Here is a 24,709-nt window from a genome sequence, read left to right as displayed (position 1 = left end):
GTAGCTATGCGGTCAAGCTGCCTCTAACGCCCGTTGCTCACCCTGCCGTGCCACAGCCCTTGCATGGTGAGTAGTTGCCCAAGCGTGCCTACCTGGCCAATCCCATCTAGGATAAGGAGACGTCGATCTGGCGGCGTTTAATCGGGGAGCCGGCATGGCGGGCGCGATGCTCGATCACTGGGTGGTGGAGGCGATATGTCGGGGTGAGCATGGCGACCCCTTTGCCGTGCTGGGGCCTCATCCCGGCGAGTCGGGGGTGTGGCTGCGTACCTGGCAGCCGGAGGCCTGCCGGGTTGAGGTGACCGATGCCCTGGGCGCGCCTTTGGCGGTGCTCGATCAACTGGATGCGCGTGGGTTGTTCGCTGGTTGCTTGCCCAGCCTGCCGTCGAACTACCGCCTGCGCGTTGCCTGGCAGGCAGTACAGCTTGAGCTGGACGATCCTTACCGCTTCCCGCCGCAGCTCTCGGCCGAGGCCATGTGGCTTATCGGGGAGGGCAGCCACCGCCAGCTCTGGCAGGCCTTGGGTGCCCATCCGCAATGCCAGGATGGCATTGATGGCACCCTGTTCTGTGTCTGGGCGCCCAATGCCAAGCGGGTCAGCGTGGTGGGGGATTTCAACTTCTGGAACGGTGCGGCTCACCCCATGCGGCTGCGGCGTGAATGTGGGGTATGGGAGCTGTTCCTGCCTGGCGTGGCGGCGGGTGAGAAATACAAGTTCGATGTGCTCGATTGGGACGGTGTCGCCCTGCAGAAGGCCGACCCCTTTGCGTTTGCAGCCGAGCTGCGCCCGGCCAATGCCTCGGTAGTGACGAACCTGCCTACCGCGTTGCCGGCAGGGCCGCGGCAGGGGGGGCTGGATCAGCCCGTCAGTATTTACGAGGTGCATTTGGGCTCCTGGCGCAGGCGTGCCGATGGGGGCTGGCTGGGCTACCGGGAACTGGCTGATGTCCTGGTGCCCTATGTGCGAGAGATGGGTTTCAGCCATATCGAGCTGTTGCCGATCAGCGAGCATCCCTTCGATGGCTCCTGGGGTTATCAGCCCACCGGCCTGTATGCGCCCAGCGCCCGCTTTGGCACGCCTGCGGATTTTCGGCATTTTGTGGAGGCCGCGCATGCTGTAGGGCTGGGCGTGCTGCTCGATTGGGTGCCGGGGCATTTTCCGGCCGATGAGCACGGATTGGCTTGTTTCGATGGTACGCATCTGTATGAGCATGCCGATCCGCGCGAGGGCTTTCATCGCGATTGGCACACCCTGATCTACAACTATGGCCGGCGGGAAGTGGCCAATTACCTTAGCGCCAATGCCCTGTTCTGGCTAAGCCAGTACGGCCTGGATGGCTTGCGGGTCGACGCCGTGGCCTCCATGCTCTACCGCGACTACAGTCGGGCCGATGGCGAGTGGGTGCCCAATGTGCATGGTGGGCGGGAGAATCTGGAGGCCATTGCTTTCCTGCGCCAGACCAATCACTGGGTAGGTGTGGCGCAGCCGGGGGCCATTACCTTGGCTGAGGAGTCCACCGCTTTTCCGCAGGTCAGTCGGCCGCCCGAGCATGGTGGCCTGGGGTTCCATTACAAGTGGAACCTGGGGTGGATGCACGACACGCTGGACTATATGCGGCGCGAACCTGTGCATCGCAGCCATCACCATGGGCAGTTGGGCCTGGGCCTGACCTACGCATTCAGCGAGAACTATGTGCTGCCGCTGTCCCACGACGAAGTCGTCCACGGCAAGGGCTCGCTGCTGGGCAAGATGCCGGGCGATGACTGGCAGCGCTACGCCAATCTGCGTGCCTATCTGGGATATATGTGGGCGCATCCGGGCAAGAAGCTGCTGTTCATGGGGGGGGAGTTTGCCCAGCAGGCGGAGTGGAATCATGAGGCCAGCCTGGACTGGCACCTGCTGGAGGATGAGCGCCATGCCGGCATGCAGCGTCTGGTCAGGGATCTCAACCGCTGCTATCGGCAGGAGACGGCGCTGCATAGGCTTGATTGTGATCCGGCCGGGTTTGAGTGGATATGCTGGGATGACCAGACCCATTCGGTGCTCAGTTTTGTCCGCCATGATGGGCAGGGCGGCATGGTGCTGGTGGTGTGCAACTTCACCCCCGAGGTGCGTACCGCTTACCGGGTAGGGGTGCCGCAGGCCGGTTGCTGGGTAGAGATACTGAACACCGATTCGCGCCACTATGGCGGCAGCGATGTGGGCAATGGCGATGCCCGTAGCGAGCTGCAGCCAGGCCATGGCCGTATGCATACCGTATCGCTGACGCTGGGGCCGCTGGCGACCCAGTTCTTTCGCTGGATGCCATCATGACACTGGCGCTTGGACTGGTACCGGGCGATCCGTTCCGCCTGGGCGGCTACTGGGATGGCGCAGGGGTGAACTTTGCCGTCTATGCGCTCAATGCAGACCGGGTCGAACTCTGTCTGTTCGACCCGGCCGGGCACCGCGAGCTGGCGCGCCTGCCCTTGCCCGGCCACCATGCGGGCGTCTGGCATGGCTATCTGGCCGAGGCTGAGCCTGGCCTGATCTATGGTTTCCGTGCCCATGGCCTGTGGATGCCGCAACGCGGCCATCGCTACAATCCGGCCAAACTCCTGCTGGACCCTTACGCGCGCCGTCTGCATGGCCGCTATGCAGGCCAGGGGGATTTCTGCGATCACCTGCCGGGAGACCCGAGCCGGCCCGATCCGCGAGATAACGCCGCCCATGCGATCAAGAGCGTGGTCGATGCCCCTGACTACGGCAGCTATGCCTTTGACTGGCAGGAAGACAGGCGGCCGGAGATAGCCTGGGTTGATACGGTGATCTACGAGCTGCATGTCAAGGGTTTCAGCCAGCTGAACCCGGCGGTACCGGCGGCTTTGCGCGGCAGCTATGCTGGCCTGGCCCATCCGGCCAGCATAGATTGGCTCAAGTGGCTGGGCGTGACCACGGTGGAGCTGCTGCCTGTGGCGGCCTGTGCGGATGAGGGCCATTTGCTGGCCCGTGGCATGGTGAACTATTGGGGCTATAACCCGGTGGCGCTGATGGCGGTAGAGGCGCGCTATGCCGCTGGCAGCGACCCGGTGACGGAATTCAAGTCGGCTGTGCGGGCTTTGCACGCTGCAGGCATCGAGGTATTGCTGGATGTGGTCTACAACCACACGGCCGAAGGGGGCGTAGGTGGGCCCGTCTTCAACCTGCGCGGGCTGGACAACCGTAGCTATTACCGGCTGGCGCCAGACGGCCACTGTGAGAACTGGACGGGCTGCGGCAATACCCTCAACCTGGCCGAGCCACGTTGTCTGCAGTTGGTGTTGGACAGCCTGCGCTTCTGGGCGTTGGAGTGCCATGTCGATGGTTTCCGCTTTGACCTGGCGCCCATACTGGCGCGTGGCATGCATGGGCAGTTCGAGGCCTGGTCCGGTTTCTTTGCGGCCATACAGGCCGACCCCTTGCTATGCCGCCTGAAACTGGTGGCCGAGCCCTGGGATATCGGCCCCGATGGCTACCGGGTAGGGGGCTTTCCGCCCGGCTGGGCAGAGTGGAATGATCGCTACCGCGACAGCATGCGCAGCTTCTGGCTGCATCACGGCCCCACCCGTGGCGAATACGCCCGGCGGCTGACGGCCAGCAGCGACCTGTTCGAGCGGCGCGGCCGCCCGCCGTGGGCCAGTGTCAATTTCCTGACCGCCCACGATGGCTTCAACCTGCGAGATCTGGTCAGCTACAGTCAGAAGCATAACGAGGCCAATGGCGAGGAAAACCGCGATGGCCATGGCAACAACCACAGCTGGAATGGCGGCGTGGAAGGGCCTACTGACGACCCCGGCATTCTGCAGACCAGAGGGAGGCTGCAGCGGGCACTGCTGGCCTCGCTGGTCTTCAGCCAGGGTACGCCCATGCTGCTGGCGGGGGATGAGATGGGTCACACCCAGCAGGGCAATAACAACGCCTATTGCCAGGATGGCCCGATCAGCTGGCTGGACTGGCAGCATATCGACCTTGCCCAGGCGGCGTATGTGGCACGGCTGCTGGCCTTGCGCCGACAGTATCCGGCACTGCGCCATGGCCGCTGGTTCAGCGCCGAGGCCCACGGTGGTTACGAGCGCCGCGACGTGGACTGGCGCAATGCTGAGGGCCGTGCGATGACGCCGGCCGAGTGGGACGGCCGCGAGCAGTTCAGCCTGGCGGTGGAGCTGGGGCCGGAGGGAACCCGTGACCGCTGCTTGCTGCTGATCAACGCCGAGGCCGTTGCCACCGAGTTCAACCTGCGGCCAGGCCGCTGGCTGCGTGTGCTGGATACGGCCGAGCCCGATGCCGGTGATGCGCTGTTCCAGCAGCAGGTGGTGCTGCCAGCCAATACCGTATGGCTGCTGGTACTCGATACCGGCGGCAGGGTGACCTGGTAGCCAGGTTCGCCACCGGCACAAGGCAGTGCACGGCGGCCTTGGCGGCCTATTCCGGTTCGGTAGCGTCTGCGGCCTCGGCGGGGTGGCCCACACCGGTCACGAACAGGACGGACTCGCTAATCCCATCTATGCCCAGGTCCTGCTCGATCAGGCTATCGCGTAGGGCGGCTGTGCCCCACGGCGCCAGGCCCATGGCGGTTGCGGTGAGGCAGAAGGTCTGGCCCAGGTGGCCGGCATCCAGCATGACTACCCGGTAGGCGCGCGGCTTGTGGTACTTCCACATGGTGCGCTCAAACACCGCCGTCATCAGGAAAAGCGCAGCAGAATCAGCAAAGTATTCCTGATCGGCGCAATACAGGCTGGCTTGCGCGGGCGTGGCGACCGGGTTGACCAGGGTGAGTGTGTGGTGCAGGGGGTGGTAGTGATAGATGCCCGGCGCCAGCCCCGCCACCCTGAGCGCCATGACATAGACTTCGACCGGGTGGCGGGCGCCGCCCGAGGGGCTGGTCTTGAGTGGCAAGCGGCCAAAGGCTGCGCTGTCGACATGCCCCTGCACCCCCCAGACCAAGGCCAGCAAGCGGCTCAGTTCATCCAGGGCCAAGGCTTGTGGCGAGAATGCCCTATGGGTGCGGCGTGCCAGCAGTGCCTGGTGGAAGGCATCCTTGGGATAGGGGGCACGGGGCAGCTTGATGGGCGCTCCGCCCTGGGGGGAGCGGTAGAGAGCCGGCGGTTCGGAGGCCGGCACAATGGCTGCCAGCTCTTCTTCTGATGACGCTGCGGAGGCGAACGGGGTGTCCTTGGTGGCAAAGTGAAATGCCCCCTCGGGCAGCCAGGGCGCCCATTGTTCCGCCAGTAGTGCATCGCTGCTGGCCTGGGCAGACCCTTCTTCCAGCAATAGCTGTTCGGCCACCAACTGGTCCAAGGTCTTGCGCAGGCTCTGCGGGGAATACTGGGTGAAGTGGGCCACTACCTCATCCAGGCTGCGCCACTCCGAGAAATAGTCCAACACCTGCACGGTGAGCGGATGCCCGCTGACATAGTGCTGCTGCAGATAGTTGCTGAACGCCAGCTGTTCGTCCTGCCAGTGGATGCTCAGGGCGAGGGCGCGTTTATAGCGCATGGTTGCTTAGGCTCCGTTGACTGGCTGGGCGAGCTGGACCACGAAAAGGGGAAGGCGGGCCGCCATCAACCCGGCCTCCTGATGCTCGCAAGATGCACCATCGTGCCGTGTGGTGATGGGTCTCGCCGCGCTGTTGTCGAGCTGTGCTAACAAATAAAAGCGGCGTTATGTACCGCAGTACGATAACGCCGCAGACAAGCCAGCAGATGGCTCGCGCCGAGATTTACTTCTTCTTGGCGGCGGGCTTGGCAGCAGGTTTTGCTGCTGCAGGCTTGGCAGCGGGCTTTGCCGCTGCGGGTTTGGCGGCCGGCTTGGCTGCTGGCTTGGCTGCAGCAGCAGGCTTCGCGGCAGCGGGTTTGGCTGCTGGCTTGGCCGCAGCTTTGACGGGAGGGTCGACATGGAAGGGAGCGAGCTTGACGCCATCCGCAACACCTTTCACATGCTTCTTGATGGTCTTGAGTTCCAGTTCCAGGGTCTCAATGTGTTTGACCGCATTTTGCAGCGCGGCGAGCACGTCGTCTTTCTTGGGGGCGGCCTTTTTTTCTGCCATTGCTCTCTCCTATTTAGAGGTGGTGGTTCAGTCCGTTAGCACTCGCGCCCAAGCGCTGGTGTGCGGGCTGCTTGAGTATTGTACGCGGGCAAAAGATTAGCAATCCTGCATGTCCATATTTTGTGCGGGTTTGCGGGGTTTGTTCCGCCCCTGCAACGCTGCGCTCCGGTGGCAGCGGTGAGTATCAAGTGGCCGCTATCGAGGCCGCGGCATTCAGGCTGGCCAGTTTTGCCAAGTCGGTCAGCAGTGGTTGCAATACCCGGTCCAGCTCGGTCAGCACAGACAGGCAGTGATCAGTGGGTGTTTCTCCCTCGATAGGCAAGGTGGCCTCCAGCTCGGCAGCCACCTCCGAGACCTGCGTGGCGCCCATGCTGCCGGCCAAGCCGCGAAGCGTATGGGCCAGCCGCTTGGCTTCCTCATATTGCCCCTGTGCCAACTGGTCGCGCAGTAGCGCGACGGTATTGCCATAGCCGGTGGCAAACCGGGTCAGCAGGCGCAAATACAGGTGCTGCTTGCCGCCCATATAGCGCAGCCCCAAGGCCACGTCGACACCGCGCAGCACGGGCAGCGGCAGGTCGCCTGCCTCCTCATCGCCTGGTGCCGGCACTGCCTGATGGCCGCGATCCAGCCAATGCCCTACCAGCTTGTACAGCTGCTCGGGCTGTATGGGCTTGGTCAGGTAATCCTGCATGCCTTCTTCCATGCAGCGCTGACGCACATCGGAGATGGCGTGTGCGGTCAGGGCCACGATGGGGATGGCATCCAGCTGGCTGTGCTGGCGCAAGGCGAGGGTGGCGGCATGGCCATCCATCTGCGGCATTTCCAGGTCCATCAATATCATGGCGTAGTCGCCCGGCGCGGCGGCCAGGGCCATTTCCACGGCTTGCTGGCCATGCTCGGCCAGGTCCACCTCCAGTGCCATGGCGCTGAGCAGCTCTACCACGATCTGCTGGTTGATGGCGTTGTCCTCGGCCAGCAGTATGCGTTTGCCGGCATAGCTGCGGGCCGGCGGGGCGTGCTCGGCTGGGGCGGCAGCCGTGGGCGCCTGGTGGAATACGCCGGTGAGGGTATTGACCAGGGTGGATGGGCTGACAGGTTTGAACAGCAGGCCGTCTATGCCAGCCTGCTCTGCCGCATTGACGACGGATTCCAGCCCGAAGGCAGTTACCAGCACCAGCTTGGGTGGGTGACTCAAGCTGCCATCGCGCTGCAGGGTGTGTATCAGTTCCATACCGTCCATGTCGGGCATGTGCCAGTCCGTCAGCACCACGTCGTAGGGGTCGGTCTGGTCGGCTGTATGCAGATAGGCCAGTGCCTCGCGGGCCGAGCCTACTTCATCCACCCGCAAGGGGAGCGATGTCAGCATCTCCGCCATGATGGCGCGGGCGTGTTCGCTGTCGTCCACCACCAGTACGCGGGCATCGTTGAAGCGGGCCGGCAGCACCAGACTGGCCTGCGGTCCGGTGGGCAGGGGCAGCGTCAACTGGAAGTGGAAGGTGGAGCCCACACCGGTGTCGCTGCGCACGCCTATTTGCCCCCCCATCAGTTCCACCAGGCGGCGCGATATCGACAGGCCCAGGCCAGTACCACCATATTTGCGGGTGGTCGAGCCATCGGCCTGGGTAAAGGGCTGAAACAGACGCGCCTGCTGCTCAGCCGTCAGGCCTATGCCGGTATCGCGCACCTCGAAACCCAGTTGCACCTTGCCGGCCTCGGTTCCCAGCAGGTTGACGGCCAGTTCAATCTCGCCGCCAGGCTCGGTGAACTTGATGGCATTGTTGATCAGGTTGATCAGTACCTGGGTGAGTCGCAGTGCATCGCCCATCAGGTTGCGCGGCACATTGGGAGCGATGTGGAACAGGTACTCTATCTGTTTGTCGGCAGCCTTCTGGCTGGTCACGGTGGCCACATTGATGGCGACGTCGTCGAGGGTGAAGGGCTCGCTCTCCACATCCAGCTTGCCGGCTTCGATCTTGGAGAAATCCAGGATGTCGTTGATGATGGCCAGCAGGGATTTGCCGGCGCGGTGGATCTTGCTGACATAGTCACGCTGCTTGGCGCTGAGTTCGGTTTGCAAGGCCAGGTGGGCAAGGCCGATCACCGCATTCATCGGCGTACGTATTTCGTGGCTCATATTGGCCAGGAACTCGCTCTTGAGGCGGGTCGATTCTTCTGCCTTTTGCCGCCTCAGCCGCTCGGTATCCACATCATGCTGTATGGACATGCTTTGCAGGCGCAGGCTGTTGGCACTGTTGAGCATGGCTGCCTGGCGCCGGGCGTAGTCGACATGGGCCGCCAGTGCGGCGGCGTTGTCGCCGAGGGCGGCGTGGCACAGGTAGAGCTCATGCCGAGCATCTACCTGGATGAACATGGATTCGCACAGGTCGTAGACCAGGTCTGCTGCGTGCAATGCGGTGATGGCCTCGGCGAAGCGCCCCTGCCGCCGCCGCAGGCTGCCCTTGGCCCAGGCGTAGAACACACCGAACAAGTCCAGGCTGCCCATATCGTCGCTGGCACGGCGACGGGCAATTTCGAGCTCGACCCGCTTCAGCCAGATTTCTGCTGCAGCCCATTGCGACTCTTGCAGACCCCCCAGGTAGATGGCCATCAGGTTACCGATGAAATCGAAGTAACCCGGTGTGCGATTGCTTTCGCGACGCATCCAGTCATCCATCAGGCTGGCGGCCGTCGCGGCATCACCCAATGCGATATTGGCCATGGCCAGATAGGGGGGAACGCCCCATAGCCGGTTACGCAACTGGAATTGCTGCGCCAGCGCCAGCGCCTCACGCAGGCAGTCACGGGCTTCTTCGAAATTGCCGTAGTTCAGGTGGACTTCGGCAATATTGTGCAGGGCCAGGGCGATGCGGGGTGGGTCGTCCAACTGCCGGGCCAGCCGCAGCGAGGCGTAGTCATGGCGTAGCCGGGTGACTTCATCCTTGACGCCACCGGCCACGCAATGCAGGGCGATATAGGCGGTATAGCGGTGCAGTGGCGACAGCCTGTCCAGCTGCGGCTCGACCTTGTCCTGCAGTATGGCCCAGGCCTCGTCGCTGCGGCCGGTACTCCACAGTGTCATGCCCTGCTGCGCATAGGCCAGCAGTACGGCTTCCTCATCGCCCTGCTCACGGAAAGTCTGCAGCAGGCGCTCACAGATCTTGACGTGGGAGGCGTGGGGGTTTTCCAGCGTGGAGTGGGTCAGTATCAGGAAGCGCGCCATCGCTGCGTCACGCTGTGCCGTTGGCCCCCCGCAACTGGCCAGCGCAGCTTCGGCCAGCCGTCGCGCCTCACCCGCATCCTTGTAGCGGTACTGCCAATACTGTTCGATCAACTGGCTGGCTTGGGAGCGGGTGGTCATGGGCTGGTTCGGGTATCAGCAGGATTGGGCGCTGCACCAAAACCAACCCCAGGGCCGGTATGGCCTCAAACAGCAGGGTCATGGCGCGGTGCAATCAACAGGGTACAACAAGCAGCCTGCAGGCGTGATGAACACTTTGCTGCGATGGCGCCGACTGTTGCCTTTTCTGGCACGGATGGCGGGTGTGGACGGATAATCCCCCTGCTTACCCGGAGACAACCATTCCATGGCCGTACTGACATTTGCCACTACCCCCTTCCTGGACCAGAAGCCCGGCACCTCGGGATTGCGCAAGAAGGTCACCACCTTCAGCCAGCCGCACTATCTGGAAAACTTCGTCCAGGCCATCTTCAACGCGGTGCCGGCGCTCAAAGGTGGCTTGCTGGTGGTGGGGGGCGATGGCCGCTATTTCAATGATGGGGCCATACAGACCTTGCTGCGCATGGCGGCGGCCAATGGCGTAGGCAAGGTCATCGTGGGTCGGCATGGCCTGTTGTCCACCCCGGCGGCCTCGCTGTTGATACGACGTCATGGTGCGGTGGGCGGCATCATCCTGTCGGCTTCCCACAACCCAGGTGGCCCGGAGGGCGACTTTGGCATCAAGTTCAATGCGGCCAACGGCGGACCAGCACCAGAGCGACTGACCGAGGCCATGCATGCTGCCAGCCAGGTGCTGCAGTGCTTCTATTGCAGCGACAGCCAGGATATCGACCTGGGCAGCCTGGGACGCAGCCAGCTGGAGGCCATGCAGGTGGAGGTGATAGACCCGGTGGCCGACTATGCCGGACTGATGCAGACCCTGGTGGATTTCGATGCCATACGTGACTGGTTGCGCGCAGGCCATCGCGTGCGACTGGATGCCCTGCATGCAGTAGGCGGGCCCTACGCCGTCAAGCTATTTGAAGACCTATTGGGCGCCCCCTTGGGCAGTGTGCGCAATGCGGCGCCCCAGACCGACTTTGCGGGCGAGCATCCCGATCCGAATCCGGTGCATTGCGCGGGCCTGGTGGCCCACATGATGGGGTCGGGAGCAGCAGATTTTGCGGCCGCCTTTGATGGTGACGCGGATCGCAACATGATACTGGGCAGGGGCTGCGTAGTAACGCCGTCGGACAGCCTCGCCATTCTGGCGGCCAATGCCCGTACCTTGCCGCAGTTTCGCGATGGTCTGCCTGGCGTGGCCCGCTCCATGCCCACCTCCCGCGCAGTGGATGTGGTGGCGGCACGGTTGGGTTTCGATTGCTATGAAACCCCCACAGGCTGGAAATACTTTGGCAATCTGCTCGACGCTGGCCGGATAGCCCTGTGTGGTGAGGAGAGCTATGGCACCGGTGCCAGCCATGTCAGGGAGAAGGATGGCATCTGGGCGGCGCTGGCCTGGCTCAACCTGCTGGCAGTAAGGCGGCAGCCGGTGGCCGAGATCGTGCGCGAGCACTGGGCCAGCTATGGCCGGCATTGCTATAGCCGACACGACTATGAAGGTTTGCCCCTGGCGGCAGGCGAGGCTGTGATGGCGACCTTGCGCGGCAAGCTGGCCGCACTGCCTGGGCAGACGGTGCATGGCCTGCAGGTAAGCCTGGCAGATGATTTCTCCTATACCGATCCGGTCGACGGCACGGTCAGTGGGCAGCAAGGCATATGGGTGGCCTTGGCCGATGGATCGCGCGCAGTGTTTCGCCTGTCGGGCACGGGCACTGAGGGGGCCACATTGCGGGTCTACCTGGAGCGCTATCTGGCCGATGTGGCGCAACATGCGCAGCCTGCCCAGGCGGCCTTGGCCGAAGTGGCCCGGTTTGCTGCACAACTGGGCGACATCACCGCGCTCACCGGCAGGGTAAGGGCTGATGTAGTCACCTGATTCGGCATAACAAATTTCCCAAGGCCGGATTTTCTGCCAACAATGAACGGGTAGGCCGGCTTGCATGACAGGGCGGCAACAGGCGAGGCGGCAGTGGTGCTGCCGTCCCGGCCTGGAGGCGGAGCAGGGGGCCGGGCAGGGGGCCGGTAGTGCATGGGAGCCATATGGATGATCTGATCATTGCTCGGCAATTGCCGCGCCGCAGTATTGCCCTGGTGCTGGCCGGAGGGCGAGGTTCCAGGCTGATGCAGCTGACCGACAAGCGGGCCAAGCCGGCGGTGTACTTTGGCGGCAAGTTCCGTATCGTCGATTTTGCCCTGTCTAACTGCCTGAATTCCGGTATACGCCGCATAGGCGTGGTAACCCAGTACAAGTCGCACTCCCTGCTGCGCCACCTGCAGCGTGGCTGGGCCATGTTCCGCTCGGAGATGGGCGAGTTCATCGACCTGCTGCCCGCCCAGCAGCGGGTGGATGAAGACAGCTGGTACCGTGGCACGGCCGACGCCGTGTACCAGAACCTCGATATCGTCCGTAGCTACCGGCCCGAGTATGTGGTCATCCTGGCCGGTGACCATATCTACAAGATGGACTACGCCCGCATGCTGCTGGATCACGTCAAGTCGCTGGAGACCCTGGGCGTGAAGGGAGGTGTCACGGTGGCCTGCATCGAGGTACCGCTGGCCGAGGCCAAGGCCTTTGGAGTGATGGAGGTCGATGCCGACCGCAAGATCGTGGCCTTTGTCGAAAAGCCGGCGCAACCGCCTGCCATGCCTGGCAAGCCCGATAGGGCGCTGGCCAGCATGGGCATCTATGTATTTGATGCGGATTACCTTTACCACCTGCTGGAGGCGGATATCCATGACAGCAGCAGCGAGCACGACTTTGGCAAGAACCTGATCCCGGCTGCGGTAGCGGAAGGCCGGGCGGTGGCCCATCCGTTCTCGCTTTCCAGCGTGGCCAGTTATCCCCATGCCAAACCCTATTGGCGTGATGTGGGCACGATCGATGCCTATTGGGCGGCGAACCTGGACCTGGCTTCGATTACACCGGAATTGGACCTGTATGATCGCAACTGGCCAGTCTGGACCTATCAGGAGCAGTTGCCGCCGGCCAAGTTTGTGCAGGATGCTGGCGGCGAGCACCGGGTCTACAACACCATCGTGTCGGGCGGTTGTATCGTCTCCGTGGCGCAGGTGACCAACTCCGTGCTGTTCAACAAGGTGCGGGTGCATCCGCATTGTGTGATTGATCAGTCGGTGCTGCTGCCTGATGTGGATGTGGGCGAGGGTGCGCGCTTGACCAAGGTGATCGTGGATCGCGGCTGCAAGATACCGGCAGGCCTGGTCGTGGGAGACGATGCCGCCAGGGATGCCAAGTCGTTCCATCGCAGCGAGGGCGGTGTGGTGTTGATTACCCGTGACATGCTGGCGGGACTTGCTGTGTCGTGAGCGTTTGCCAGGGGCTCTGCTCATGGGTGGGTGGTGTCGAACTGGACGGGCATTGGTGCAGCCCTGGTGCTGGCGCGGCCTGTCGCGGCGGGTGCCCCGCTGATTACGCTCTCCCTGGCAGCGGCCGGCTATCAGCTGGATAGGTTGTCGGTTCAAAGAGCTAGTTTCATGGCAGGCTAGCTGCACCCGCCCTAGGCTGAACCTGGGCGCGCTGGTCTGGTCCGATGCCGAGATACCGTTTGGGTGTCATACCCCTGCGTTTTACCTACCGAGTGACCGCTGATGAAGGTTTTGCACGTCGCTGCTGAATGTTACCCCCTGCTCAAGACGGGCGGCCTTGCCGATGTGGTGGGGGCGCTCCCGGCGGCGCAGCGCCAACTGGGGCTGGATGCTCGTATCGTGTTGCCGGGCTTTCCGGCCATACGGGCAGGGCTGCAGGATGCCAGGGTACAGGCCAGCATGCCGCCGCGCTTGGGCAGCGGCCCCTTGACCCTGTGGCAAGGCAACCTGCCTGATGGCGTACCTGCCTATGTGATAGATGCACCGGGGCTGTATGACCGCGTGGGCAATCCCTATGCCGATGCCGAGCACCACCCCTATACCGATAACCATCGACGCTTTGCTTTGCTGGGTTGGGTGGCGGCACGCATGGCGCAGGGTTTGTTGCCGGATTGGCGGCCCGATGTATTGCATGGTCATGACTGGCATGCCGGCCTGGCTGCGGCCTACCTGAAGCAGACCCCGCCGACACCTGATATGGCCGACGCAGCCTGTGTGTTCACCATACACAATCTGGCTTATCAGGGGCTGTTCCCTGCCAGCCTGTTTGCCGAGCTGGGCTTGCCGGCGCACTGTTATGCCATGGATGGCATGGAGTTCCACGGGCAGCTGTCGTTTATCAAGGCCGGGCTGTATTACAGCGACCGGTTGGCGACGGTCAGCCCCAGTTATGCCGCAGAGATCCAGACCGCCGAGCATGGCTGTGGCCTGGAAGGCTTGCTGCGGCATAGGCGGGCTGCCTTGAGCGGCATACTCAACGGTGTGGATGAAACCCTGTGGAATCCAGCTACCGACCCCACCTTGCCGGGACATTTCGATGCCGAGAAAACTGGTGGCAAAGCACGCTGCAAGACTGCCTTGCAGGCAGAGCTGGGGCTGGCGGCAGAACCGACGGGCTTGCTGTTCTGTGTAGTGAGCCGGTTAACCGAGCAAAAGGGTTTGAACCTGGTGCTGGCCGGGGCTGAGGCCTTGCTGGCCCAAGGGGGACAACTGGCCGTGCTGGGGAGTGGTGAGCCTGAACTGGAAGCGGGCTTTAGCGAACTGCTGGGCCGCTATCCAGGCCGCGTGGCGGTAAGGTTGGGCTTTGACGAGCCTTTGTCACACCGGCTGTTTGCCGGTAGTGATGTGGTGCTGCTGCCCTCGCGTTTTGAACCCTGCGGACTGACCCAGATGTATGGGATGCGCTATGGTGCGCTGCCGTTGGCACGCCGCACCGGTGGACTGGCCGACAGTGTGCGGGATTGCAGCCTGGAGAACCTGCAGGACGGCAGCGCCACCGGCATGCTGTTCGAGCGATTTGAGCAGGCCGATTTCGGCGCCGCAGTGCGACGGGCATTTGCCCTGTATGCCAAGCCCCAAGCGTGGCGCGAGGTGAGGCGGCATGCCATGCAACAGCATTTTGGCTGGGTGGGTCCAGCCAAGGCTTACCAGGCTTTGTACCGCGCCGCGCTGAAGCAGGCGGCCTGATCGCTGCAGCAAGGCCAGGGTCAGTGCGCCCCACCTGAGGGTGGGGCGCCTGCCTCTTTTCTCCTCCTGCTCTTGCTCCGTGCTGCGTTTGATACTGTTACCTGCCAGCGGTATCCGGCTGTTCGGGCCTGTGGCGCCTATTTAGTCCATTAGCTGGTACTGGCTTGGCTAGTGTTTCAGGCCGAACAAGGCATGGTGCGTCTGATCGCCCAGTTCTATGGTCAGCGCCACGGCATTCTCGACACCGATGCGGATAGGCGGGCCGAAGCGGCTGATCTCAATGCCTGCGCGGCGCAGCATGCGCTCTATGGCGGTCGTGGTGACGGTGACATAGCGACGTATGCCGTTCTCGTCAGCAAAGCGGACGATCTCGCGCATGGCATCCAGTGCCTGGTCGGCAAAACCGAAGGTGTGCGAGCCGTCTGTTTCGATGGCAAAGCGGCTCAGTTCCCATACGTCGGCTTGTTCGGGCGCCTGCTGGCCGTGCAGCAGCTCGGGGAAGGTGTCCTTGAGCATATAGGGCCCCAGCGTAGGCAGCAGGCGCCAGCAGCCATAGACATCCTGGCTGGTATTGCGCAACACCATGTAGTGGGGCTCAAGGGCGTCATAGCCGTCGATTTCCATGCCTGCGAGCACCGGAACTTCCCAACCCATCCTGTCCCTGAAGACGCGGGCGCGCAGGCAATGTATGGCGCGCAAGTCGCCGCCGTTGAACTGCTGGCGCCGGCTGATCTGTATGGTTTGAGACATGGTTTGCATTTACATCCTCCCGTGATTAGGCATACCCAGGCCGCATAAAATATATGCAGTTAGGTTAATAGCGGTACTAGCTACCTTGCTAGGTGTGGCTGGATGGGGTGCATGACAGACTTTGCGCCCGTCGTTCACGGCAGAATAGCGAGGCGGTATGTCCGCACAGGCAATGTACGTGCTCAATGCACGAGAAAAGCGGGGCTTTGCCCTTCCTTTGGCTCATAAGGACAAATTGCGCTGCTTGCGCAAGATCCTGGGAGAGAACCAGACCGAGTTCTGGCGACGCTTTGGCGTCAGCCAGTCCAGCGGCAGCCGTTTCGAGCAAGGCCTGCCCTTGCCGGCATCGCTGCAGATCCTGATACACCTGTACCTGGATGGTCGTGTGACCGATCATGACTTATCCTTGGCGATGGCTAAGGTAGAAGTAGCCTGCGACTGAATCCAGTCCGGCTTGCAGCCTGATCCAGCAGCGGGACGTGCCCAGGCGCGCCTTGCTGCTGGGGGCGTGGTTTGCCTACGCGTCTTTCAGGCGGGCGATGCCCACGGTGATCGTGCCAGCCGCTGAATGAGTATCGGCGCGGCGGCGCGGCCTACATCTGCCATGTCAGGCGGCCGGTTCGGCCGGCCGCCTGGCAAGCCTTGAGCGCCGTGTCTGCCTAGTCCATCGACTGCGCTAGAGCGCAACCAAGCCCATCTGCAGGGCGCGGACGACCACGTCGGTACGTCGGCTGACGTCAAACTTGCGTCGCAGATTGGCGATATGGAAGCGTGCGCCAGCGACCGATACCCCCATGATGCGGGATATCTCCCAGTCGGTTTTCCCTGCAGTCAGCCACTTCAGGTACTCCATTTCCTTGCTGGTGAGGCTGGGCAGTATGGGTTCCGGCTGTTGCTTGGCCGGTGTCTGGGCGTGGATATGCGGACGCAATACTTCGAACGCGAGGTCGCGTAGCAAGGCCAGATCGCTCATTGAGGATCGCAGCGACTCGTAGAATCCCTGATTGGCCACTTCATCCCGTACCAGCGTCAACATGCCGACCTCGCCCCCAGGCCCGTGAAAGGGCAGGGTGATGCCAGCCTTGAGCCCATAGCCTGATGCTTCTTCATACAGGGCGCGCTCGTCCTGTGTCTTGAAGCTATCCGGACTCCATACCATGGGGGCTGAATGCGAGAAACAGTGCGACACGGTAGGGTCGATTGCGCCGAAGCCCCGCTTGTCGTAGGTTTCGCGCCATGCCGTATCGTAGGTGCTGCGCAGATAGGCTGTTTCGAGTGGTTGGCCGGGCGTGGGCACGGCTGCCAGCAATAGGCTGTCGTAACCATACTGGCTGGCGACATGGCTCAGTTGCTGCAAGGCCTCGGCTTCGGTTGAAGCCGAGATCAGGCTTTGATATTTCTCTAGGTACAGCATTCTCTGTGCTCATAGATGCTTTCGTACACTACGCTTCACCAAACACCTGCCGGCGCCCGAGTGCGCCACAGGTGTTTGATCCATTTCTCCCCTGATTGCAAACTACCGTCGGTGCAGGTTTATCCACCCGTCTACCGACGCAATCATTGCTGCTGCCACCTGGATGCCGAGTTGATTCTATCCAGGCAGGTGTTGCCGGCGTTTCATGCGTCCTCCATCTAACGCGCAGTGAAACCCCTTGCCAGACGATGCTGCGTGCCCAGCGTTGCCAGTGTATTCAAGCAGTTCGCTACTTGATATGGCCTTGCGGGAATCGAGGCAAAGCCACCACAACGCAGGATACCCGCAACCACCGAGACTGGGGTGAAGCAGGCTTTGTTGAAGGTGAATCTGTGTGTTTCAGAAGACGAACCGGCACTGGACACCACTGCCTCAAACCGGCTCGCCTGACCGTAGCATAACCTTGTCTACACCGGCTGCGATACGACCAGCTCTGGCAGGGTGTTCTACCAAATGATCGCAACGCCCCGGATGCCGACTCAGTATGGCGGCGAGCGCCAGGGTCTCCCTTGGCGCCCGCTCGGCGCCTTACCTGAGTGTATAACTGGCGTTTACGCTAACACCGGACGCCTATGTGCCCATGGGCGAGCAGCTTCCAGTTGGCAAGCCAGGGACAACAGGCAGTCCTCGCGGTTGGTGGCGGCGACGAACTGCACGCCTATGGGCAAGCCGGCGGCGTTCCAGTGCAGCGGCACCGACATGGCGGGTTGGCCTGTGAGGTTGGCCAACTGGGTGTAGGGCATGCGGGCGAAGTTGATGCAGGCTTGCTCATGTATGGCCTTGCGCAGCAGACCTATGCCACCCAGGGTGGCGATGGCCGACAGGGCTGCGCGCTGCATGGGTGGCGTCTTGAGTTCACCAATACGGGTAGGCGGTGCCGCCAGCGTGGGGGTGAGCAGCAGATCGTACTGTTGGTGAAAGCGCCCCATGGTCCGTGCGAGCAGATTCCAGTCGCGTTTGGCAGCGCTAAAATCGGCGGCGCGCAGTTGCTCGCCCATGCGCCCGAGTATCCAGGTTTCCAGCTCCACATCGCCACGGCGCAATGGTCGGCCCAGGTGGCGTGCCAGCCAACGCAGATCGGTGGCGGTTTCGCCGTAGTACATGGTGAGGTAGCAATCCAGCAACTGTGCATGGTCGTAAGGTAGGGTCACTTCTTTCACATCGTGACCCAGTTCGTGCAGCAGTGACATGGTGGTCTCAACTGCTGTGCGGCAGTCTGCATGCATGGGCGTGTCAGGCGTACTCAAGACGGCGCCTATGCGCAATCGGGGGGGCGGTTGGCTGGCTGCATGGGCAAAGGTGGTGGCTGGGCCGGCAATCACATAAGGTGCGCCCTGCTCGGGCCCGGCAATGCAATCGAGCATGGCGGCGGTATCGCGCACGCTACGGCTGACCACGCCTTCCTGCACCGCACCGGCCCAGACCTCGCCGAAATCCGGCCCCAGGGGGATGCGCCCACGGCTGGGTTTGAGCCCAAACAGGCCGCAATTGCTGGCGGGAATGCGTATGGAGCCACCGCCGTCTCCGCCGTGTGCCATGGGCACGATACCGGCTGCGACGGCCGCTGCTGCGCCGCCAGAGGAGCCTCCGGGTGAGTGGGCCAGTGACCAGGGATTACGGGTCGGCCCCCAGGCTTCGGGTTCGGTATAGCCCAGCAGGCCGAACTCCGGTGTATTGGTCTTGCCGAAAATCACCACCCCCGCCGCCTTGAAGCGCCTGACCAGTTCGCTGTCGTAATCGGGCACCCAGCCTTTGAGTGCCCGGCAGCCGTTGGCCAGGGGCGCTCCCTGCAGGGCGGCCAACAGATCCTTGAGCAGAAAGGGTACGCCGGCAAAGGGTGCCTGCGATGGTGGCTGGCGCGCCAGGCTGCGGGCCTGTTCGTAGAGTGGCACGATCACGGCATTGAGTGCTGGATTCACTGCCTCACAGCGGGCAATGGCGGCTTCCAGCAAGGCTGATGGTGTAGTTTCGCCTGTCTGTATCAGTTGGGCCAGGCCCAGGGCATCGTAGTCTTGGTATTCGCGCATGGCCTCTGTTGTAGCCTGCCTGGCGCAAAACTGGAAGTGCCCGGCGGTTTCTAATCGATATCTGCCTGTGCGCTGCGTGTTGCCACCTGTGCCACCAACTCGTCCAGTTGCACCTGTCCCAGCTCCAGGGTGCTGAGGCTGGCCGTACCCAGCTTGGCCCACTCCTCGGTCTGGTTCATGCCGCTATGCTGCTGGTGTATGTACTCGGCCAGTTGCGCCAGCGCCACCAGTCGCCGGCTGGCTGGCGGCAGGCTGATGGCGCCAGACTGCATCAGTAAAAAGTCGTGATGATGGCGGATGGCCAGGCAGATTTCCTCGGGCAACGACCAGCTTTGGGCCAGCAGGCAACCCACTATGGCATGGTTGGTGGGGAAGTCTTCGTCTTCTATGGTGGTGAAGCGCTTGTCGGGGTTGGCATTGGCGCGCAGCAGGGTGTCGCGATAGGCGGGGAACTTGCGCATCAGTACCGGCATGCCACAGTCGCGAAACAGGCCGAAGGTATAGGCATCGTCGCTGCGTATCCCCTCACGCACGCCCAGCAGCCCCACCAAATGGCCCGAGTATTCGGCAATGCGGGCGGAGGCATCCCAGAAGCGCTCTAGTGCCGGGCTGGCTGGGAAGGCATTGCGTAACGCCACCCCGGCGATGGCCTTGCCGGCGATATTGATGCCCAGCATGGTCAGCGCATGGGAGACCGTGCGGGCGCGGATACGGAAGCCGAAAAAAGGCGAATTGGCGGTCTTGATCAGGCCGGCCGACAGGCTGACGTCTTCGCTGACGCATTGGGCGATACGGCCAAAGTCGGGCTCGCCACTGCGCAATTCGCGCGCCAGTATGTCCAGTATGGTGGGCCGTGGCGGTATGCCGATATCCAGCACCGTTCTGGCATAGATTTCTTCCACCGAGGGCGGTTGGGCGGTTTCCGTAGTCATGTGCGATCGGTTCCCATCTGACTAGGCTTTCAGCAGGGCGGCTTGATGATCCAGCCAGCCGGTGACGGCATCGGCGCTCATGGGGCGGGCGTGCAGATACCCCTGGATGGCATCGACCCCGGCGTCCTGCAATGCGCAGGATTGCTGCTCGTTCTCCACGCCTTCTGCCACCACGGTCATGCCCAGCTCGCGTCCCAGCTGGCTGATGGCCTTGACCACAGCGTACACCCGCTTGTCCTCCGGCAGTGGCACCACGAAAGCACGGTCGAGCTTGAGCTTGCCGGCCGGAATATCCTTGAGCGTGGCTAGGCAGGAGTAACCGGTACCGAAGTCGTCTATGGACAGGCTGACGCCCATGGCGATGGCGGCGCGCATATTGGACTGCACCAGTTCGGACACGTCCATGAACAGCGATTCGGTGATTTCCAGCTCGATCAGCCTGGGTTCCACATCGCTGCAGAGCAGTGCAGCATAGAGCGCCTGGGAGAACTTGGGGGCGGTGAGCTGGGCGCGGGAAACATTGACTGCGACCTTGGTGGGCAGGCCCAGGTCGGATAGCCGCTTGGCCTGCATGGCGCCCTGCATCAGGCTCCACTCACCCAGGCGGATGACCAGGCCGGTTTTTTCTGCCACCGGGATGAACTTGACCGGCGGCACCATCTCGCCATTGAGTTCGCAACGCATCAAAGCCTCGATGGCCTCGATACGGCCATTGAAGCCGACGATGGGTTGGTAATGCAGGTACAGCCCGCCTATCTGCAGCGCGGCATGTAGCTTGTGCTCGACTTCGAGTTCTTCGCGGGCCAGCTTGATGCCCAGGCGGCCCGGTAATTGCTCGTCACCCGACTGCACAACCCGGCCGCCGCCCTGGCGCTTGGCTTCGTGCATGGCATGCTCGGCCCTTTGCAACAGGCTTTCTGCTTCCTCGGCATATTCCAGCGAGGCCACACCTACTGAGCAGGTAGGGTAGAGGCTCATGGCGCCCACTTCCATGGGCTGGGCGATCAGTTGCAGCAGTTCGCTGGCCAGGCTGGCGGCCTCCTCGCAACCGTGGGCTGGGGCAAGCAGCAGAAATTCATCACTACCCATGCGGGCAATATGGGTACGGTGCTCGTTGCGGCTGCGCAGGCGGTCGCCCATCTTGGCGATGACGGCATCACCACCGCCCATGCCGAGCGAGCCATTGATTTTACGGAAGCGATCCAGGTTGACCCAGATAGCCGACAGCGGCTTTTGATCGCGATGGGCGTGCTCGGTCAAGCGTGCTGCATTGCGCAGGCAGCCGTGCCTGTCCAGAAAACCGGTGAGAGGGTCGATGCCAGCAGTATCCAACGTCGCGCGCCCGTTCGTTGTTGTCGATCGCCCTGGCAGTCACGTCCTGGCCGAGTCGGGATTGCACGCGTCGTGGCGGGCTGATCCTGCCCAGTGACACCGCTCAGACACACCAGCCTGGGCTGTTGCGCAAACCTGCTGTATTGCTTGATGCCATCGTTTGCACATACAGCCTGAATCGCTAGGCTGGGTTTTGTTGGCGGCGCATTATGAATATTGGCGGACTTTTTATATCAGGCCTCTTAGCGTCGGCATAAAACCAGCAATAATCAAGTGCTTGCCTGACCGTATGTCCTGTTTTTACAGTGGTAATAATGGCGAGTGGCGCACGTGCATGGCCTGTGCACCGCGATGGCGCGGCGGCAGGGTGGATTTCATGAGAAAGCCTGCGCTGGCTGCGTTAGACTCGCCCCCCTTGCATCTGAACCGCGGCTCCGGCCAGACAACCATGCGTACGACCCAAGACACTCCCTTTACCGCCAAACCCGATACGCTGGACCCCCAGGACTGGGAGGCTGTCCGCAGCCTGGGGCATCGCATGGTGGACGATATGGTGGCGTTGCTGGCCGGTGTGGGCGATGGCCCGGTCTGGCAAGCCATGCCGGGTGAGGTACGAGAGGCATTCAAGACGCCGCTGCCACGAGAGGCCGGTGATCTGGCGGCTAGCTATGCTGAATTCCAGGCACTGGTGCAGCCCTATATCGGCGGCAATATCCACCCGCGCTTCGTCGGCTGGGTGCACGGCGGCGGCAACCCGGTGGGCATGCTGGCCGAGTTGCTGGCCGGTGGGCTCAACGCCAACCTGGGGGGACGGGATCACGCCCCGGTGGAGGTGGAGCGGCAGGTCATACGCTGGTCGGCTGAGATGCTGGGCTTTCCGGCTACTGCCAGTGGTGTCCTGGTTACCGGTACTTCGCTGGCCAATCTGATTGCCGTGCTGGTCGCACGCACCCGTGCGCTGGGTAAGGCAGTGCGCCAGGACGGTCTGCAGGGGCGTTCCCTGGTGGCCTATGCCTCGACTGAGGCACATAACTGCGTATCGCGGGCGATGGATATGGCTGGCCTGGGTACGGCCGCACTGCGGCTGATACCGTGCGATGCCCAGCACCGGATGGACATGGCTGTACTCGCAGCAGCCGTGGAGCATGACCAGGCACAGGGTCTGCAGCCCTTTATGCTGGTGGGTAGTGCGGGTACGGTGGATACCGGCGCCATTGATGACCTGGCGGCATTGTCACGCTTCAGTCGCCGGCATGGTTTGTGGTTCCATGTCGATGCCGCCTTTGGTGCGCTGGCCATGTTGTCGGCCCATAAGCGGCCCCTGTTGGCCGGTATTAGCGAAGCCGATTCGGTGGCGTTTGATTTTCATAAATGGGCACAGGTGCCCTATGACGCAGGTTGCATACTGGTACGGGATGCCGACCTGCATGCGGCCACCTTTGCTACCCAGCCGGCCTATCTGCGGCGGGAGGAGCGGGGCTTGGCTGCCGGCCGGCCCTGGCCAACCGATTTCGGGCCGGACCTGTCACGCGGCTTTAGGGCGCTCAAGGTATGGATGACCATCAAGGTCTATGGTGCAGACAAGCTGGGGGCCGTAATAGACCGCAGTTGTGAGTTGGCGCAGCAATTGGTGCAGCGGGTCTTGGCCGAGCCCGAGCTGGAGATGCTGGCGCCGGTGGCGCTCAACGTGGTGTGCTTCCGTTTCCGGGCCGCCGCAGTCGAGCTGGACCAATTGAATGCCGATATTGTGGCCGACCTGCAGGAAGAGGGACTGGCTGTGCCCTCGACTACCATGATCAACGGCCAACTGGCCATACGGGTGGCCTTGGTGAATCATCGTACTAGCGAGGCAGACCTGGCCCTGTTGGTGGATGGCTTACTGGCCGCAGGCCGTCGTCGTGCGGCAGCTAATCTGCATTTGAACTCGCAAGGAATATGATGGCAAACCGACTCAGCAAGATTGTGACGCGTACCGGCGATGACGGCAGTACCGGTCTGGGGGATGGTAGCCGGGTATCCAAAGCCAGCCACCGCATCCATGTACTGGGTGAGATAGACGAACTCAACAGCCACCTGGGCGTGGCCCTGGCTGAGAACCTGCCTGATACCTTGCGCAACAGCCTGGTGCGGGTACAGCACGATCTGTTCGATCTGGGGGGCGAGGTCTGCATACCTGGCCGCATTGCCCTGCAGGAGGTGCATCTGGCGCGGCTGGAGGCCGATGTGGCAACGTTCAACAGCACCCTGATGCCACTGAAGGAATTCATATTGCCCGGCGGCTGCCGTGCCGCGGCCGCGCTGCATGTGGCCCGTACTGTCTGCCGCCGCGCCGAGCGTGCGTTGGTGGCGTTGGCCGTAAACGAATCGGTATCGACACTGGCGCCGCAGTATCTTAATCGCCTGTCAGACCTGTTGTTCGTGCTGGCCCGCAGCGCCAACCAGGCCGCTGGCCAGGCCGATGTGTGTTGGCAACCAGGATTGAATGCAGCATGAATTACACGCTACGCGCGGCAACGCCGCAAGATACGGTATCACTGGCTGCACTGGCCATACAGGTATGGCTAGATACCTATGCCTTTGACGGCGTCAACCCTGCCATTGCCCGCTATGTGCTGGATACCTATACGCCGGCGCACTTCGAGCAGGTGCTGGCCCACCCGCTCCGGCGGGTGTTGGTGGTCGAAGCCCGCGGCTACCTGCTGGGCTACCTGAAGCTGAGTATGGCAACGCCCTGCCCGCAAGCCGAGGGCGGGTCGGTGGAATTGGAAACGCTTTATCTCTCCCGCCATTTCAAGCGACAAGGCCTGGGCTCGGCCCTGTTGCAGGCGGCAGATGAGCTGCTGCCTGAGCTGGGTGGCGCCGGGATGTGGCTCCGTGTTTACCACGGCAATGCCGATGCGCTGAGTTTCTATGCGGCACGCGGTTTTACCGCCTTGGGCAAGACGGTATTCGAGCTGGACGGCGAACAGCACGAGAACATTGTGCTCTACCGCGGTCTGCAACCCAGCCGGCAGGATGGGGGCTGATGGTGGATTGGCAAGGATTGTCCGGCCTGCTGTTCGATATGGACTGGCTGTTCCTGGTGGGGACGGCGGCGTTCAGTGTCTCGGGCTACCTGATAGGCGTGAAGAAACGTTTCGACCTGCTGGGCGTGCTGATCGTCGCCTTGCTCACTGCCATAGGCGGTGGGGTGATACGCGACATCCTACTCAATCGCATACCGGTCATCTTCTTTGATGCCAGCTCCGTCTGGGTCATCACCGCCACCTTGCTGGTGAGCTGGGCCATGAGTCTGCACAAGGTCTACGGCGTGGGTATGTACCGGGTGTTTATCGTCGCCGACTCCATCGGCCTGATTGCCTTCAGCCTGGCGGGTGCCGAGCTGGGCATCCATTACGGCCTCAATTTCTTTGGTGTGCTGTTCGTGGGCTTTGTCACCGCCATAGGCGGCGGCATCGTGCGCGACATGATGGTCAACGACGTGCCCTTTATCCTGCACAAGGATGTCTACGGCACCGTATCCATGCTGGTGGCTGGCCTGCTCTATGCCGCCAACAGCCTGGGCTGGAAGGGCGCCGCCGTCATCTGGAGCCTGTTTGCCCTGGGCCTGGCCATCAGGCTGATTGCCCATTGGCGCGATTTCCGGCTGCCGCAGGTGTAGGGGTGATGGCATTTATTATCAGCTGCCTATGGGTCTGATAATGAACGGTGTTCTGCCC

General features: G+C 62.6%; 18 protein-coding genes. 10 read left to right on the top strand and 8 right to left on the bottom strand.

All coding sequences use genetic code 11. From position 1 onward, the window contains the following. The first annotated feature begins 154 nt into the window (after window positions 1-154). Window positions 155-2,314 carry a 1,4-alpha-glucan branching protein GlgB gene (gene glgB / locus V7714_RS02730; RefSeq protein ID WP_335387904.1) on the top strand — a complete coding sequence of 720 codons (2,160 nt, stop codon included), beginning with the start codon at window positions 155-157 and terminating at the stop codon, window positions 2,312-2,314. After that, window positions 2,311-4,395, top strand: coding sequence for a glycogen debranching protein GlgX (glgX, locus tag V7714_RS02725; RefSeq protein WP_335387902.1), 2,085 nt, complete (start codon window positions 2,311-2,313; stop codon window positions 4,393-4,395). Before glgB ends, glgX begins: the two co-directional genes overlap by 4 nt. A gap of 46 nt (window positions 4,396-4,441) precedes the next feature. Here glgX and V7714_RS02720 read toward each other — a convergent pair whose 3' ends face one another. The 3 genes from V7714_RS02720 to V7714_RS02710 all read right to left on the bottom strand — a co-directional run bounded on the left by V7714_RS02720 (window position 4,442) and on the right by V7714_RS02710 (window position 9,423). Then, window positions 4,442-5,515 (bottom strand): SagB family peptide dehydrogenase, encoded by a 1,074-nt coding sequence (locus tag V7714_RS02720; RefSeq protein ID WP_335387900.1) that lies wholly within the window; start codon window positions 5,513-5,515, stop codon window positions 4,442-4,444. A 223-nt stretch (window positions 5,516-5,738) separates the two neighbouring features. Beyond that, window positions 5,739-6,065, bottom strand: coding sequence for a hypothetical protein (locus V7714_RS02715; RefSeq protein ID WP_335387899.1), 327 nt, complete (start codon window positions 6,063-6,065; stop codon window positions 5,739-5,741). A 184-nt stretch (window positions 6,066-6,249) separates the two neighbouring features. Further along, a complete protein-coding gene (locus V7714_RS02710; RefSeq protein ID WP_335387897.1) occupies window positions 6,250-9,423 on the bottom strand; it encodes a response regulator in 3,174 nt (1,057 codons plus the stop codon). 226 nt (window positions 9,424-9,649) lie between these two features. On the opposite strand from V7714_RS02710, the gene V7714_RS02705 reads away from it, so the two are divergent. The 3 genes from V7714_RS02705 (at window position 9,650) to glgA (ending at window position 14,475) form a co-directional block, all read left to right on the top strand. Next, window positions 9,650-11,281: an alpha-D-glucose phosphate-specific phosphoglucomutase gene (locus V7714_RS02705; protein WP_335387895.1), complete on the top strand. Its 1,632-nt coding sequence runs from the start codon at window positions 9,650-9,652 to the stop codon at window positions 11,279-11,281. Window positions 11,282-11,445: 164 nt separating this feature from the next. Further along, window positions 11,446-12,729, top strand: a complete 1,284-nt coding sequence (gene glgC, locus V7714_RS02700) for a glucose-1-phosphate adenylyltransferase (RefSeq protein ID WP_335387893.1) — start codon at window positions 11,446-11,448, stop codon at window positions 12,727-12,729. Between the two features lie 282 nt (window positions 12,730-13,011). Then, a complete protein-coding gene (glgA, locus tag V7714_RS02695; RefSeq protein ID WP_335387891.1) occupies window positions 13,012-14,475 on the top strand; it encodes a glycogen synthase GlgA in 1,464 nt (487 codons plus the stop codon). A 168-nt stretch (window positions 14,476-14,643) separates the two neighbouring features. Here the strand turns inward: glgA and V7714_RS02690 are convergent, their stop codons facing one another. Beyond that, a complete protein-coding gene (locus V7714_RS02690) occupies window positions 14,644-15,234 on the bottom strand; it encodes an acyl-homoserine-lactone synthase (RefSeq protein WP_335387889.1) in 591 nt (196 codons plus the stop codon). A 148-nt stretch (window positions 15,235-15,382) separates the two neighbouring features. Here V7714_RS02690 and V7714_RS02685 point away from each other — a divergent pair, with 148 nt between their 5' ends. Further along, entirely contained in the window at window positions 15,383-15,667 is a 285-nt protein-coding gene (locus V7714_RS02685; protein WP_335387887.1) for a hypothetical protein, read from the top strand. A 234-nt stretch (window positions 15,668-15,901) separates the two neighbouring features. Here V7714_RS02685 and V7714_RS02680 read toward each other — a convergent pair whose 3' ends face one another. The 4 genes from V7714_RS02680 to V7714_RS02665 form a co-directional block, all read right to left on the bottom strand. Further along, window positions 15,902-16,639, bottom strand: a complete 738-nt coding sequence (locus tag V7714_RS02680) for a helix-turn-helix transcriptional regulator (protein WP_335387885.1) — start codon at window positions 16,637-16,639, stop codon at window positions 15,902-15,904. A gap of 611 nt (window positions 16,640-17,250) precedes the next feature. Then, window positions 17,251-18,726 (bottom strand): amidase, encoded by a 1,476-nt coding sequence (locus V7714_RS02675; protein WP_335387883.1) that lies wholly within the window; start codon window positions 18,724-18,726, stop codon window positions 17,251-17,253. Window positions 18,727-18,776: 50 nt separating this feature from the next. After that, entirely contained in the window at window positions 18,777-19,658 is an 882-nt protein-coding gene (locus V7714_RS02670) for an HDOD domain-containing protein (RefSeq protein ID WP_335387881.1), read from the bottom strand. Between the two features lie 21 nt (window positions 19,659-19,679). Continuing rightward, complete coding sequence (locus tag V7714_RS02665; RefSeq protein WP_335387878.1) at window positions 19,680-20,990, bottom strand: putative bifunctional diguanylate cyclase/phosphodiesterase; 1,311 nt, start codon at window positions 20,988-20,990, stop codon at window positions 19,680-19,682. Between the two features lie 448 nt (window positions 20,991-21,438). Here V7714_RS02665 and V7714_RS02660 point away from each other — a divergent pair, with 448 nt between their 5' ends. Genes V7714_RS02660 through V7714_RS02645 form a run of 4 tightly spaced genes read left to right on the top strand, consistent with a single transcriptional unit; the run spans window position 21,439 to window position 24,651 of the window. Next, window positions 21,439-22,929, top strand: a complete 1,491-nt coding sequence (locus V7714_RS02660) for a pyridoxal phosphate-dependent decarboxylase family protein (protein WP_335387876.1) — start codon at window positions 21,439-21,441, stop codon at window positions 22,927-22,929. Then, complete coding sequence (locus tag V7714_RS02655) at window positions 22,926-23,483, top strand: cob(I)yrinic acid a,c-diamide adenosyltransferase (RefSeq protein ID WP_442890319.1); 558 nt, start codon at window positions 22,926-22,928, stop codon at window positions 23,481-23,483. Before V7714_RS02660 ends, V7714_RS02655 begins: the two co-directional genes overlap by 4 nt. Continuing rightward, window positions 23,480-24,016: a GNAT family N-acetyltransferase gene (locus V7714_RS02650; RefSeq protein WP_335387874.1), complete on the top strand. Its 537-nt coding sequence runs from the start codon at window positions 23,480-23,482 to the stop codon at window positions 24,014-24,016. Before V7714_RS02655 ends, V7714_RS02650 begins: the two co-directional genes overlap by 4 nt. Next, on the top strand, window positions 24,016-24,651 hold the full coding sequence (locus V7714_RS02645; RefSeq protein WP_290332071.1) for a trimeric intracellular cation channel family protein: 636 nt from the start codon (window positions 24,016-24,018) through the stop codon (window positions 24,649-24,651). Before V7714_RS02650 ends, V7714_RS02645 begins: the two co-directional genes overlap by 1 nt. The last annotated feature ends 58 nt before the right edge of the window (window positions 24,652-24,709 follow it).

Source organism: Chitinimonas sp. JJ19 (assembly GCF_036961565.1).
In the GTDB taxonomy this organism is placed as follows: domain Bacteria; phylum Pseudomonadota; class Gammaproteobacteria; order Burkholderiales; family Chitinimonadaceae; genus Chitinimonas.
This window is presented reverse-complemented; position numbering and strand designations above follow the sequence as displayed.